The sequence below is a fragment of the Sorangium sp. So ce836 genome, assembly GCF_028553905.1.
GTDB classification, from domain to species: Bacteria; Myxococcota_A; Polyangia; order Polyangiales; family Polyangiaceae; genus Sorangium; species Sorangium cellulosum_D.
Map to the genome: position 1 here is coordinate 1 of NZ_CP102233.1, position 13,938 is coordinate 13,938.

Annotated in this window: 8 protein-coding genes; 3 read left to right on the forward strand and 5 right to left on the reverse strand. The window is 73.5% G+C overall.

Annotated elements, in window-relative coordinates; translation table 11 throughout:
- On the forward strand, positions 1-1,416 hold the full coding sequence (gene dnaA / locus NQZ70_RS00005) for a chromosomal replication initiator protein DnaA (RefSeq protein ID WP_020464715.1): 1,416 nt from the start codon (positions 1-3) through the stop codon (positions 1,414-1,416).
- 67 nt (positions 1,417-1,483) lie between these two features.
- Here the strand turns inward: dnaA and NQZ70_RS00010 are convergent, their stop codons facing one another.
- The 3 genes from NQZ70_RS00010 to grpE all read right to left on the reverse strand — a co-directional run bounded on the left by NQZ70_RS00010 (position 1,484) and on the right by grpE (position 8,164).
- On the reverse strand, positions 1,484-5,407 hold the full coding sequence (locus tag NQZ70_RS00010) for a serine/threonine-protein kinase PknK (RefSeq protein ID WP_129572371.1): 3,924 nt from the start codon (positions 5,405-5,407) through the stop codon (positions 1,484-1,486).
- 120 nt (positions 5,408-5,527) lie between these two features.
- Positions 5,528-7,390 carry a molecular chaperone DnaK gene (gene dnaK, locus NQZ70_RS00015; RefSeq protein WP_129572372.1) on the reverse strand — a complete coding sequence of 621 codons (1,863 nt, stop codon included), beginning with the start codon at positions 7,388-7,390 and terminating at the stop codon, positions 5,528-5,530.
- 189 nt (positions 7,391-7,579) lie between these two features.
- Complete coding sequence (gene grpE / locus NQZ70_RS00020) at positions 7,580-8,164, reverse strand: nucleotide exchange factor GrpE (protein ID WP_129572373.1); 585 nt, start codon at positions 8,162-8,164, stop codon at positions 7,580-7,582.
- Positions 8,165-8,462: 298 nt separating this feature from the next.
- On the opposite strand from grpE, the gene NQZ70_RS00025 reads away from it, so the two are divergent.
- Positions 8,463-9,725, forward strand: coding sequence for an aspartate aminotransferase family protein (locus NQZ70_RS00025; protein WP_129572374.1), 1,263 nt, complete (start codon positions 8,463-8,465; stop codon positions 9,723-9,725).
- 1 nt (position 9,726) lies between these two features.
- Positions 9,727-12,153 carry an HAD-IC family P-type ATPase gene (locus tag NQZ70_RS00030; RefSeq protein ID WP_129572375.1) on the forward strand — a complete coding sequence of 809 codons (2,427 nt, stop codon included), beginning with the start codon at positions 9,727-9,729 and terminating at the stop codon, positions 12,151-12,153.
- Positions 12,154-12,185: 32 nt separating this feature from the next.
- Here NQZ70_RS00030 and NQZ70_RS00035 read toward each other — a convergent pair whose 3' ends face one another.
- Both NQZ70_RS00035 and NQZ70_RS00040 read right to left on the reverse strand, forming a co-directional pair.
- Positions 12,186-12,698, reverse strand: a complete 513-nt coding sequence (locus tag NQZ70_RS00035) for a Fur family transcriptional regulator (RefSeq protein ID WP_020464720.1) — start codon at positions 12,696-12,698, stop codon at positions 12,186-12,188.
- A gap of 138 nt (positions 12,699-12,836) precedes the next feature.
- Positions 12,837-13,907, reverse strand: a complete 1,071-nt coding sequence (locus tag NQZ70_RS00040; protein WP_237244881.1) for a hypothetical protein — start codon at positions 13,905-13,907, stop codon at positions 12,837-12,839.
- Positions 13,908-13,938 lie beyond the last annotated feature (31 nt).

Here is a 13,938-nt window from a genome sequence, read left to right on the forward strand (position 1 = left end):
ATGACGATTCCGAAACACGAGCCGCGCGAAGTCTTCGATCGGGCGATCGAGCATACGCGGACGCTTTCCCCCGCGACCTTCGACCAGTGGTTTGGGGGAGTTCAGTTCGATGATCTGACCGACGGCGTCCTCACGCTGCGTGTCCAGAACGAGTTCGTCCTCGAGTGGGTCAGGGACAACTTCCTGCCGGCGCTGACGGACAAGATCCGAGAGCTCACCGGCTGGTCGGTCCAGGTGGCGTGGACGATCGATCAGAACCTCGACTCGCCGATCGCCCAGCGCGTGGAGCTCACCCCGGTGCGTCCGCGGGCGCTCGTGGTGCGCCCGACGAGCGCGGCGCCGGCGCCGGCGCCCCGCCCCGAGCCGTCGCTCCGGCGCGTCCCGTCGATGCCCGACGACCTCAACCCGAAGCACACCTTCGCGAGCTTCGTCGTGGGCCCGTCGAACCAGCTGGCGCACGCGGCCGCGATCGCGGCGGCGGGTGGCGGGGGCCGCCGGTACAACCCGCTCTTCATCTGCGGCGGCACGGGGCTCGGCAAGACGCACCTCATGCACGCGATCGCGCACCGCGTCTTCGAGGGCAGGCCGGAGGCGCGCATCATCTACGTCTCGGCCGAGAAGTTCACGAACGACTTCATCACGGCCATCCAGCACCACAGGATGGACGAGTTCCGCGCGCGGTACCGGTCGAGCTGCGACGTGCTGCTGGTCGACGACATCCAGTTCCTGGCCGGGCGCGAGCAGACGCAGGAGGAGTTCTTCCACACGTTCAACGCGCTCCACACGCTCGACCGGCAGATCGTGGTGACGAGCGACAAGTACCCCCAGAACCTCGAGCGCATGGAAGAGCGTCTCGTCTCGCGGTTCTCCTGGGGGCTCGTCGCCGACATCCAGGTGCCGGAGCTGGAGACGCGCGTCGCGATCGTCCGGAACAAGGCGGCGCTCGAGGGCATCGCGCTCACCGACGACGTGGCGCTCTACCTCGCGCAGATGGTCCGCTCCAACGTCCGCGAGCTCGAGGGGACGCTGATCCGGCTGGCGGCCAAGAGCTCGCTCACGGGCCGCCCCGTGGACCTGCCGTTCGCGCGCGCCGAGATCACGGCCACGTCGCCGCCGCGGGCGCAGATGATGAGCGTCGAGGACATCCAGCGCGCGGTGTGCCACCACTTCCACCTGCGCTCGATCGACCTCACGTCGAAGGACCGCCACAAGAGCGTCGCCTTCGCGCGCCACGTCGCGATGTACCTCTGCAAGCAGCGGCTGAAGTGCAGCTTCCCGGAGATCGGGCGGGCCTTCGGCAACCGCGATCACACGACCGTGATGAGCGCCGTCCGCAAGATCGAGGCGCAGCGGGACTCCGATCCGCAGGTCCGCGCCCACCTCGAGGCGCTCGAGAAGAAGCTCGCCGACGAGTGAGCCGCGCGGCGCGCGCCATCGCCGCGGCGCGCGCCATCGCCGCGGCGGAGGCCGCGCCGCGGGGCGATCAGAGCTCGGACAGCGCGGCGCGCGCGTCGTCGGCGACGAGCTTGTTGCCGTAGGCGGAGGCGAGCTCGAGCACCTCCGCGAGCTCGCGCCGCGCCTCCTCGACCTGGCCCCGCTGCTTCAGGAGCGCGCCGAGCAGGTACCGGCTCTCCAGGGCGTCCGTCCGGTACGAGCGCGCTTCGGCGTAGCCCGCGAGCTCGCGCAAGAGATCGCCGGCGGTGGCCGCGCCGTTCAGGCCGTCGAGGTAGGCGAGGTGCGCGCGGTTGATCGCGACGAGGCGCTCGTGGCCGCTCTCCTCGGCGAGCTCCCTCGACTCGGTGAGCGACGCGTACGCGCGCGGCAGATCGCCGAGCCGCCGGCTCGCGTCGCCGAGGTTGTGCAGCGCGGCGGCGGTCTCGAAGCGCAGGCCCGCCGACCGGGCGAGATCGACGGCGCGCGCCGAGGTCTCCGCCGCGGCGGCGAAGTCGCGGAGGAAGACGTGCACGAGGACGCGCTGCTTCTCGCGCTCGCTCGCCGCCGCGAGATCGCCCGTGTGGCCGAGCGCCTCCGCCCGGTCGAGCGCGCGGAGCGCCGCCTCGATGTCGCCCGTCGCCGCGCGCGTCTGAGAGATCGCGAGCAAGAGCCGCTCGTCGTCGATGTCGCCCATCGCCTCGAGCTGCTCGACCGCGCGGACCGCGCGGGTGAAATCGCCCGTCCTCACGCCGATCTCCGTCTCGCACGCGAGCGCCTTCCGGCGGAGGTCCTCGCGGTCGCCGGCGAGGGCGTACGCCTCCTCCAGCCGCGCGTACGCGTCGGCGAAGAGGTCCACCGCGCCGAGCGCGCGCGCCACGTCGACGCGCGCCGAGAGCTTCTGCTCCGGGGCGCCGGCGTCGTCGATGCGCCGGAGCGCGCGGGCCGCGACGTCGCCGAGATCGGGCGCGGAGCGCACGCGCACCACGACGTCGGCGAGCGCGCGGAGCCACGCGCAGAGCTCCGCCGGCGAGCGGTGGGCGTGATCGCCGAGGTCGAGCGCCTGGAAGATGAGCCGGAGCGCGGGGTCGAGCTGGCTCGCGCGGATCTTGTGGAGCGCCGCCCGCGCGTAGAACGTCGCGGCCCGGTCGCGGTCGCCGGCCTGGTAGAAGTGCTGCCCGATGCGCTCGGCGTGCTCGGCGCTGTCCTCGCCGACGACCGCGAGGTACGCCGCCGCGGCCGCGGCGTGCAGCTCCCGGCGGAGCTCCGGCGGGATGGCGTCGAGGACGATCTCGCCGTGCATGGGCGACGCGAAGCCCGCCTGCGCGGGGCCCTTGAGCCGCAGGAGATCGCGGGTCGCGAGCCCGGAGATCGCGCGGTTCACGAGCGAGAGCTTCTGCTGGAGCAGCGCCGCGAGGACCTCGGTCGGCACCGGATCGCCGAGGATCGCCGCGGCCTGGAGCACGGCGCGGTCGCTCGGGTCGAGCCGCCGCACCCGCGTGGCGATGAGCGTGCGCAGCGAGCGCGGCACCGCCGACGCGCCGTCGAGCCGGGCCTTCACCGCGCCGCTCACGACGGTGAGCGCGCCGGAGTCGCCGAGCTCCTTGATGAGCTCCTCGAGGAAGAGCGGGTGGCCGCCGGCGCGCTCGCGGCAGAAGGCGACCACGTCGGGCGGCAGGAACGTCGCGCCGATGCGCGCCGACATGAGGCGCGCGCTGTCGCTGTCCGAGAGCTCCCCGACCCGGATCCGGTAGAAGTGGGGGTGCGCCTCGAGCAGCGGCGGCGGGTCGCTGCGCGTCGCCAGGATCAGCACGGCGCGGAGCCCGCCGGCGCGGCCGGCCGTGGCGAGGAGGGTCTCGGCGGTGAGCTGGTCCATCGCCTGCGCGTCGTCCCAGGCGAAGCAGTGGAGCCGATCCTCGCAGAGGCTCTGGACCATCCGCGGGAAGGCCGCGCGCAGGATCGCGGTCGTCCCCTGCGGCGCCCGCGGGTCGACGAGCGCCGCGCCGAGCTGGCCGAGCACGGCCGCGGACTCGTCCTCGCGCAGGCCGAGCGCCCGCAGCCGCGGCAGCACGGCGCGGATGCGCTCCTCGTCGTCGCCCTCCTGGATGCCGCAGAGCACCTGCAGCATCGCGGTGAGGCCGCTCCACGGCACGTCGGCGCCGTTGTGCGGGCACGACGCGACGTAGACGCCGACGTTGTAGTCGCCCTTCGAGAGCCGCCGCTCCATCTCGGCGAGCAGCCGCGTCTTGCCGATGCCGCGCTCGCCCTGGATGACCGCGATCTGCGCGCGCTTCCTCGTGGCGGCGGCGAGGATGTCGCCGAGCTGCTTGAGCTCGTCGCGGCGGCCGACGAAGCGGCCGTACGCGCCGTCCGGGGGCTCCGCCGAGGTGACCACGCGCCCCCCCTCGGGCGCGGTCCGGCCCGCGCCGGGCAGCTCCTCGGTCGTGAAGGCGTTGCGGAGGACGCGCCAGGTGAGGTGTGACACGGCGACCTGGGACTCGGTCGCGCGGGCGAGCGCCTGGGCCGAGGCGATGAGCGAGGTGAGGCGCTCGTCGCGGATCGGGGCGCCGGCGCCGTCGACGAGGATGCGGGCGAGGTGGATGCCGGCCGAGACCGCCGCGCCCCCGCCGCGCGAGCGCAGGATCACGAGGGCGGCGCGCACCGCGGCCTCGGTGTCGCGGCCGTCGGCGTCGCCGAGCCCGAAGACGGCGACGAGCTGCGGCGCCTCCTGCTCGAGCAGCAGCGCGCCGTAGCGCGCCAGCACCTCGCGGGCCCGCGCGATGCGCTTCGCCGCGTCGTCCTCGGACCCGGTGAAGATGAGCACGAGCGCCGTGACCTCGCGCCGCTCGCCGAGCCCGCGCGCGGCCGGGCTGCTGTCGGCCTTCTCGAGCAGCTGGAGGAGCCCCGACGCCGTGATGCGGCTGCGCGTGCTCGTCGTGTGCGGCACCTCGACCGGCGTGCGGTCGTTGGCCCCGAGCGGCTCCTCCTCGAGCGCGGCGCTCGCCTCGAGCTCGGCGCCCGCCTTCTCCTCGTGGAACGGCTCGAGGAACTCGGCGAGGTCGTTCGCCCCGAACCGCTCGCCGGTCGCGTAGAAGAAGCCGAGGAGGGCCTCGTGCAGCCGCCCGGCGTCGGGGAACCGATCCTCGACGTTCTTCGCGAGCATCGTGCTCACGATGTCGACGAGCGGCCTCGGCACGTCGGGGCGCACGAGCGCGAGCGGCGGGTACTCGCTCGCCTGCAGCCGCCGCATGACCTCGAACGCCGTCGGCGCCGCGAACGGGTTCGAGCCGGCGATCATCTCGTAGAGCACCGTCCCGAGCGAGAAGAGGTCGCTCCTGCCGTCGATGGCGCCGGCGCGCGACTGCTCGGGGCTCATGTACGCGAGCTTCCCGCGGATCCTGCCGGCGCGCTTCTCGCCGACCTCCTCCTCGGTCATCGACTGCGTCGCCTTGGCGATGCCGAAGTCGGTGACCTTCACCTCTCCCTCCCAGGAGAGCAGGATGTTCTGGGGCGAGATGTCGCGGTGGACGATGCCGAGGGGGCGCGACTGCTCGTCGCGGCGCCTGTGGGCGTGGTCGAGCGCCTTCGCGATCTCGGCGGTCATGAAGACGGCCATGGCGAGGGGGATCGGCCGCTTCGACCTCCGGCAGCGGGCGAGCAGCGTCGCCAGGTCGAGCCCGGGGACGTACTCCATCGCGATGAAGTAGCTGGTCGGATCGCCGTTCGGGTGGTCGACGCGGCCGAGGTCGAACACCTGCACGATGTTCGCGTGCGAGAGGCGGACGGCGAGCTTCGCCTCGTGCACGAACATGTCGACGAAGCGCCCCTGCTCGGCAAGCTTGGGGAGGATGCGCTTGATGACGAGGACCTTCTCGAACCCCTCGACGCCGAAGCTCTTGGCCTTGAAGACCTCGGCCATGCCGCCTTCGCCGAGGCGCTCGAGCAAGCGATAGCGTCCGAAGGTCTCGTTCAGCATCGTCGCGTCGAAGCCCCGCGCAGCCTTGCGTCTAGAGCGCGCGCGGCGCTCCGGAGGGGACGGCCTCGGCTCGGCGCGCGCGCCGGCAGCGCCTCACCGGCCCCGCCGCCCGGCCGCGCGTCACGTCTCGACCGCCTTGTTCGCGCCGGCGTCATCGTCCCCTCCATACATCGACTCCGCGATCCGGAACGCCGCCCCCTCGAGGCGCGCGTACGCCGCCCGGAGCGCGTCGAGATCGCCGCCGCCGTCGAGCAGCTTGCGCAGCGCGGAGCACTCGGCCTGGACCTCGCCGAGGAGCTCGGCGTCGAGCAGATCGCTGTAGCCGTCGAGGGCCTGCTCGGTCGTGTAGACGAGGGTCTCGGCCTGGTTGCGGAGCTCGGCGAGCTCGCGCCGGAGCGAGTCGGTCTGCTTGAACCGCTCGCCCTCCGAGACGAGCCGGTCGACCTCGTCCGGCGTGAGGCCGCTCGTCGGGGTCACCCGGATCTCCTGCACCCTCCCCGTCCCGAGATCGCGCGCCTCGACGCGGACGATCCCGTTCTCGTCGATGCGGAAGGTGACCTGGATCTTGGGCAGCCCGCGGGGCGCGGGCGGGATGCCGGTGAGCTCGAAGCGGGCGAGGCTCCGGCAGTCGGCGGCCATCTCGCGCTCGCCCTGGAGCACGTGCACGGGGACGAAGCTCTGGTTGTCGACGCTCGTCGTGAAGATCTCGCTCCGCTCGGTCGGGATCGTGGTGTTCCGCGGGATGAGCTTGAACATCACGCCGCCGCCGGTCTCGACGCCGAGCGACAGCGGCGTCACGTCGAGGAGCAGCACCTCGTCGACGTGCCCCGAGAGCGCGGCGCCCTGCAGCGCCGCCCCGACCGCGACGACCTCGTCGGGGTTCACGCCCTTGTTCGGCTCCCGGCCGAAGAACTCGCGCACCGCCGCCTGCACGGCGGGCATCCGCGTCATGCCGCCGACGAGGACCACCGTGTTGACGGCGGAGACGGGGAGCTTGGCGTCCCCGAGCGTCGCCCGGCAGACGTCGATGGTCCGCCGGATGAGGCTCTCGCAGAGCATCTCGAGCTCGTTGCGCCGCATCGACCGCTCGAGGTGGAGCGGCCCGCCGCCCGGGCCGACGGCGATGAAGGGGATGTTGATCTCGGTCTCGAGCGACGACGAGAGCTCGTGCTTCGCCTTCTCCGCCGCCTCCTTGAGCCGCTGCAGCGCCATGCGGTCGCGGCGCAGATCGATCCCGTGCTTGGCCTCGAACTCGTCGGCGAGCAGGTCGATGATCCGCTGGTCGAAATCCTCGCCGCCGAGGTGCGTGTCGCCGCCGGTCGACTTGACGCTGAAGACCCCGCTCGCGATCTCGAGGATCGAGATGTCGAACGTCCCGCCGCCGAGGTCGTAGACCGCGATCGTCTCGGCCTTCACCTTGTCGAGGCCGTAGGCGAGCGCGGCGGCGGTCGGCTCGTTGATGATCCGGCGCACCTCGAGCCCGGCGATCCGCCCCGCGTCCTTGGTCGCCTGCCGCTGCGCGTCGTCGAAGTAGGCCGGGACGGTCACCACCGCTTCGGTCACCGGCTCGCCGAGGAACCGCTCGGCGACCTGCTTCATCTGGCCGAGGATCATCGCCGAGATCTCGGGGGGCGAGTAGCTGCGCCCCTTGACCTCGACCCAGGCGTCGCTGTTCGGCGCCTCGGCGATCTTGTAGGGGGCGAGCAGGATCTGCTTGCTGACCTCGGGCGCGCTGAACTTGCGGCCCATCAGCCGCTTCACCGCGTAGATGGTGTTCTGCGGGTTCGTGACCGCCTGGCGCCGCGCCACCTGCCCGACCAGGCGCTCACCGCTCGCGGGAAAGCCGACCACGGAGGGGGTCGTGCGCGCGCCTTCGGCGTTCGGGATCACCCGCACGTCGTTGGCCGAGGCGACCCCTGCCCCTTCGACGACCGCCACGCACGAGTTCGTCGTCCCGAGATCGATGCCGATCACCTTCCCCATATGCGGCGAAAGATACTACAGGCCTGGATGCTCGCTGGGTGGGGAGACGACCGTGGCGCCCGCGATATTTGGGGAGATCGTGCGGCGAGGTGGCGGGGCACAGCAGATCACGGAGCGGGCCACCGCCATGATGCGCACGAGGCAGGCGGTGTGCGCCGGAGGGAGCCGGCGCGCTGCGCAGCGGGAAGCTCAGCTCGCCGCGGGGGCGGCCTCGCCGGGCGAGCCCTTCGAGACGACGACCATCGCCGCGCGGATCAGGTAATCGCCCAGCATGTATCCCGGCTGGACCTCCGCGATGACGACGCCGGCCGGGTGCTCGGTCGACTCGATCTGCTGGATGGCCTCGTGCACGCTGGGATCGAAGGGCTTGCCGACGGCGGCGATGCGCTTGATGCCCATGCGATCGAGCGTGTCGACGAACTGCTTGGCCACGATGCGCACGCCCTCGGCGACCGACTTCACGTCGGGCGCGCTCTCCGCGTGGGTGGCGGCGCGCTCGAGGTTGTCGAAGACCGGGAGCAGGTCCTTCAGGATCGACTCGCGCCCGCGGCGCTGCGCCTCTTCGGCCTCGCGCCGGGAGCGCTTCCGGAAGTTGTCGAAATCGGCGGCGGTGCGCAGCAGCTGCTCGCGCACCCGCGCGGCCTCGGCCTGCGCCTCGCCGAGCTTTTCTTCGGGGGTGGGGGCTCGCTGCTCCGCGGGCGCTGCGCGTTCCGCCTGCGCCTCCGCCGTCTCCCCGGTGTTCTGGCTCGACCCATTTTGTTCCGAATCGCTCATAGGACGGCCGGCACTATAACCAGCCGCGATCCGCTGGCAATCGCCAGGCCGAAGGTCGGTCCGCGGCGGGCGAGCGCCGGCGCGCCTCGTCAGCAGCGCGCCGCGCCTCGCCGAGACCGGCCGCAGGCGCTTCGGGACCGGCCCGGGGCGCTCCGGGAACGGCCGCGGGCGCAGACCTGCCTCGGACGCTCGCGGGCGGTCGCTCCGGACGCGCGTTTTGCCCGGCTCTCAGCGATCCGCGGTCGGCCGTGCATCCACCGTTTGCTCCGACCCCCTGCCCGGCGTTAGATCGCCCCCCATGAGCATCGCCCCCAGCCCCGCCGGCGCACCAGCCCCGGCGAACGCCTCGACGCCCGCCAGCTCGCCGCTCCTCGCGGCGCAGAAGCACCTCCTCGGCAACTACCGCCAGCCCGCGTTCGTCCTCGACCGCGGCCGGGGCTGCGAGCTCTTCGACACGGATGGGCGCAGGTATCTCGACATGTGCGCGGGGGTGGCGGTGGCCTCGCTCGGGCATGCTCACCCGCGGCTCGTGGCGACCATCGCCGAGCAGGCGGGCCGCCTCATGCACGTCTCCAACTATTTCTTCAACGCGGAGAACCTCCGCCTCGCCGAGGAGCTCTGCGCGAAGACCGGCTTCGACCGCGCCTTCTTCTGCAACTCGGGCACAGAGGCGAACGAGGCGATGCTCAAGCTCGCGCGCCGCCACTTCTTCAACCGCGGCGAGACCGAGCGCTACCGGATCATCGCGTTCGAAAACGCGTTCCACGGCCGCACCCTGGGCGCGGTCGCCCTGACCGGGACGCCGAAGTACCGCGAGGGCTTCGGCCCCTCGCTCGCGGGCGTCACCCACGTGCCCTACGGGGACGCGGCCGCGGTGCGCGCCGCCATGGGCCCGGACGTCGCGGGGATCCTCGTGGAGCCGGTGCAGGGGGAGGGCGGCGTCCTGCCGGCCCCTGCCGGGTTCCTCGCCGAGCTGCGGCGCATCGCGGACGAGCACGGCGCCCTGCTGCTCCTCGACGAGGTGCAGACCGGCATCGGGCGCACGGGGCACTGGCTCGGGGCGACGGTCGACGGCGTCCAGGGCGACGCGGCGGCGCTCGCGAAGGGGCTCGGCGGCGGCTTTCCGATCGGCGCGCTGGTGCTGCGGGAGCGGCTCAACGGCGCGCTGCCCCCGGGCTCGCACGGCTCGACCTACGGCGGCAACGCGCTCGCCTCCGCCACGGCGCGCACGGTGCTCGCGGTCATCGAGGAAGAGAAGCTCTGCGAGGCCGCCCTGAAGCGCGGCGAGCAGCTCGGCCGCGGCCTCGCCGCGATCGCCGCGCGGCTGCCGGGCGTGTGCGCCGGCGAGCGCGGGCGCGGCCTGCTCCGCGGGCTCATCCTCGCGCCGGGCGTCGACGCGCGCGCCGCGCTCGGCCGCGCGCGCGACCGGGGCGTGCTGCTCACGATCGCGGGCAGCAACGTGCTCCGGTTCACGCCGCCCCTCATCGTGAGCGAGGCTCAGATCGACGAGGCCCTGGCCGAGGTCGAGGCCGCGCTCGCCGAGACGCCGGCTGCGGGTTGAGGTGGCCGCCTCGCGCGCAGCCGGGCCCGCCGTCGCGCCCCTCCCGTGCTCGGGCTGCAGCAAGCTGATCGATCCGCTCCGCGCAGGGCACGTCGCGATCTTCGATCAGCGCTTCCATTACTTCTGCAACGCCCGGTGCCGCCACGTCTTCCTCGGCGAGGCCTCGCCGGCGCCGGGCGACGCCCGGCCGTCTGGCCCCGCCGCGCACGGCGCGCCGCTGCTCGGCGCCCCGGCCCGCGGGATCTCGCCGGCCGCGCCGCCGGTGGCCGCAGGGCCGCACGCCTCGGCGCCGCGCGCCGAGCCCGCGCGGGCGGGCGCGGACGACGGCGCCGCGCGCCTCGCCGATCTCGACGCGCCGATCGTCGACGCGTTCCCGCCCGTGTCGCTCGACGAGAGGCTCCCGGATCTGCCCGTCCTCGACGACGACCGCGCGCTGCTCGAGCCCATCGGGAACACCATCCTGAGCGAGGAGCCGCAGCGCTACGAGGCGGTCGAGGCGCGGGACATCGGCGCGCTCCTGCTCGTGCTCGCGATCATCGCGGGGACGCTCGCGGTCGCGCTCACCCTCGCCGGCGACGCGAAGCTCGTCATCGGCGCGCGCATCGTGCTCGCCACGGTGAGCGCGGGGATGCTCCTCGGCCGCGCCGCCACGACCGCGCGCGACGCCACGGACCCGCACCCGGCGCCGATGCTCGCCCCCGTCCTCGGCGGGCTCGTGGCCGCGGTCTGGGCCCTCTTCGGCGAGGATCGCGCGCTGGCGGCCGAGGCCGCCTCGCTCGCGGGCGTCATCGCCACCGCCAGCGCGATCAGCGCGTGGCTCATCGAGAGCGCCCGCCACCGCGTGTTCGCGGAGCGGGCCTGGATCGCGTCCGTGCTCTCCACGCCGGCGCGCCGGCCGCACGTCGCGTGGGCGCCGAGCCCGGCGCCCGCCGACCGAGCCGTGCCGCGCGGCGATGACGGCGCGGCCGAGGGCGAGCTCTACGAGCTGCGGCCGGGCGAGAGCGCCCAGGTCGACGCGGGGGACGTCGTCCCCGTCGATCTCGTGGTCACGGGCGGCGACGTCGAGGTGCTCCCCTGGATCGGCGCGACCACGCCGGCCCGCCGCCGCGACGGCGACCCCGTCGTCGCCGGGGCCACCGTGGTCCGGGGCCGCCTCGTCGGCGCGTGCACCTTCTCCGGCGGCGATCGCGCGGTCGCGCGGGTGCTGCTCGACGTCCGCCGGCGCGCGGACGCCCTCGCGCCCATCGCGCAGGCCTCCCGCGCCTTGACCGAGCGCTGGGCGATCGGCGCCGCGGTGATCGGCGCGCTCTCCGCCTTCGTCGCCGGCAGGACGCCCGTCGAGATCGCGATGACCGCGGCCGCCGTGCTCGCCGCGCTGGCCACGGCGATCACGGCCTCCATCGCCTCGGTGCACGTCGCTCGGGGCATCCTGCTCGGGCTCCGCCGGGGCATCGTCTACAAGAGCGCCGACGCCTGGGATCGCGCGGGCAAGGTCTCGGTCGCCGTGTTCTGCGCCCGCGGCACGCTGCTGCTCGGCGAGCCCGAGCTCGCGGAGCTGGAGGCGACCGGCCAGAAGCTCACGCCGAGCGACGTGCTCGCGCTCGCCGCCGGGGCCGAGCGCACCGAGGAGCACCCGGTCGCCACGGCGATCGTGCGCGCCGCCCGCGTCCGCGGCCTGCGGCCCGACGGGGTGCGCAACCCCAACTTCCACCCGGGCCTCGGCGTGACGGCCGTCACCTCGTCCGGCGAGGATCTCTGCGTCGGCAACCGCGCGCTCATGCTCGAGCAGCGGATCTCGATCGCCGCGGCCGAGAGCCGCGTCGCCGAGCTCGAGGCGCTGGGGCGCACCGTGGTCCTCGTCGCGGTGGGCGCGCGACTCGTCGGCCTCATCGGCCTGCAGGACGGGCTGCGCCCCGGGGCGCGGGCCGCCATCCAGCACCTGCTCGACGCGCAGGTCGAGCCCGTGCTGATGTCGGGCGACGCGCGCGAGACGTGCGAGGCGATCGGCCGCTCGCTCGACATCGACCACATCCGCCCCGAGGTGCTCCCCGCGGATCGCGGCGCCGAGGTGCGGCGCCTGATCGACGCGGGCACGAGCGTCGCCGTCCTCGGCCACGCGGGCGTCGACGACGCCGCGCTCGGCGCCGCGGACGTCTCCGTGGCGCTCGGCGCGGCCGGCGCTGCGCCCGCCGACTTCTCCGTCGTCCTCGCCTCGGACGACGTCCGCGACGCCGCGCTCTCCCTCGCGCTCGCGCACCGCACGCGCCTCGAGGCGCGCGTCGGGCTCGCGCTGAGCGTTGCCCCGGCGCTCGTCGGCGCCGCGGTGATCTCCGCGTTCGTGCTCCCGCCGGCCTACGCCCCCATCGCCTCGCTGCTCGGCGGCGTCATGGCCGTCGTCCACGCCCGCGCGCTCGACGCGAAGAGCTGAGCGCGGCGCGGCCGGCGGCGCCGCGCCGCGGGCTACGAGATGCCGGACGCCGCGTCCTTGGAATCGCGGCAGTCCAGGCAGACGCCGTACATCTCGTGCTTGTGCCAGGTCACCTCGAAGCCGTACTTCGCGGCGATCTCTTCCTGGAGCGCCTCGATGCGCGGCTCCTCGAACTCGATGATCTTGCCGCAGCTCACGCAGATGAGGTGGTCGTGGTGCGCGCTGGCGTCGTCGGCCAGCTCGTAACGGCTGAGGCCGTCGCCGAAGCGGCGCTCGGAGGCCACGCCGCACTCCGCGAGCAGCTTGAGCGTCCGGTACACGGTCGCGTACCCGATGCCGCGGTCGTGCGCGCGCACTTCCGTGAGCAGGTCCTCGATGGTCATGTGCGGCGCGCCCGAGAAGAACGTGTCGACGATCAGCCGGCGCTGCGCCGTCGACCTCAGCCCCTTCTTGGCCATGTACGCCTGGAGGCGAGCCCGCAGCCGGTCGAGGGCAACTTTGTCGACGTGGGTCACGTTGTCCCCCTCTCTCGCAACGACGGCCATGACGAGTTTATCCCGTTCGCGGCGAACCGCGTCAAGGCCGGCGACCGCGCCCGCTCGACGCGACCCGCCCGTTGCGGCCGTGTCCCCGTCGCTACGCGCGCGTTCCTTGCCGCGTTCCTTGCCGCGTTCCTTGCCGCGTTACTCGCCGACCTGCGCCATGTAGCTGACCTGCGCGGCCGAGCCTCCCAGGGGGCTCAGCAGCGTGACGGGCGGCGCGACGAGCCCGGCCGCGGCCGTGTTGTCGATGACGACGTAGTAGAGGCCCGGGCGCAGCTTGTAGCGGCGCGTCTCGACGATCCCGGGCTGGAGCGGGCCGCCCGCCTGCACCGGGCCGGGCGGGGGGCCGAGCGGCTTGCCGGTCTGGTAGGCCTCGCGCCACGCGTCGCCCGTCAGCTTGTCGACGATCATGATGTCCACCGGCGCGCCCTGCACGCTCACCTTGAGGTAGAGCGCCTGGTCCGCGTCGGCGACCTCGAACGGCCCGAGGTAGTCGCGCTGGTGCGCCTGCACCTCGACGACCTCGTTCGCGAACGTGTACCGCTCGTCGTCCTCCACCTCGAACGGGTGGTGCGGCCGCTGCGGCGGCATGAGGATCCCCAGCGTGAAGTCCTTCCCCGTCTCCTCGTTGTAGAGGACGGTGAACCCGCGGGTCATCTCGCCCGCGACGAGCTGATTGCCGATCAGGTTGGCGATCCCGCCGAACGGCGCGACGTTCGCCATCACGTCGATGACGGGGTTCTCGACGTAGCCGAGCTGGAAGCTCGGGCCTTGCACGATCCGGTTCAGCCGCCCCCACACGTAGACGTCGTCGCCCGCGATCTGGAAGTCGGGCCGGTACTCGACGGAGGTGGTGAGGGAGAAGCCCACCCGCTTGGCCGGCTGCATGTAGCCGTACCCCGTGCCGGCGATGTGCACGGTGACCGTCTGGGCGGAGTCGTTGACGTCGTACGAGCACTGCATCGGGAAGAACCGCCCGATGCTCGACGATCGGTCCTGGAGGCGCAGCGAGACCCCGCTCTTCAGCATCTCGGGGCAGATCTTGCTGGCGCCGAAGTTCGAGAACAGAAACCAGCGGAGGCCGGGGCTCGCGTTCACGGGGCCGCTGACGCAGGGGCAGCCGACGAACGTGAACGACAGCGCGAGGGCGGCGAGCGTCAGCGCCGCCGAGGCGGCGGACGCGCGGGGGCGCGGGGAGCTTCGTGCGGGCACGCGGGGTAACATAGCGGGTCGACCTCGGGGC

Bases quoted from the DNA above. Each gene is read 5' to 3' on its own strand.
- dnaA (WP_020464715.1), top strand. From the start codon at position 1: ATGACGATTCCGAAACACGAGCCGCGCGAAGTCTTCGATCGGGCGATC.
- NQZ70_RS00010 (WP_129572371.1), bottom strand. From the start codon at position 5,407: ATGCTGAACGAGACCTTCGGACGCTATCGCTTGCTCGAGCGCCTCGGC.
- dnaK (WP_129572372.1), bottom strand. From the start codon at position 7,390: ATGGGGAAGGTGATCGGCATCGATCTCGGGACGACGAACTCGTGCGTG.
- grpE (WP_129572373.1), bottom strand. From the start codon at position 8,164: ATGAGCGATTCGGAACAAAATGGGTCGAGCCAGAACACCGGGGAGACG.
- NQZ70_RS00025 (WP_129572374.1), top strand. From the start codon at position 8,463: ATGAGCATCGCCCCCAGCCCCGCCGGCGCACCAGCCCCGGCGAACGCC.
- NQZ70_RS00035 (WP_020464720.1), bottom strand. From the start codon at position 12,698: ATGGCCGTCGTTGCGAGAGAGGGGGACAACGTGACCCACGTCGACAAA.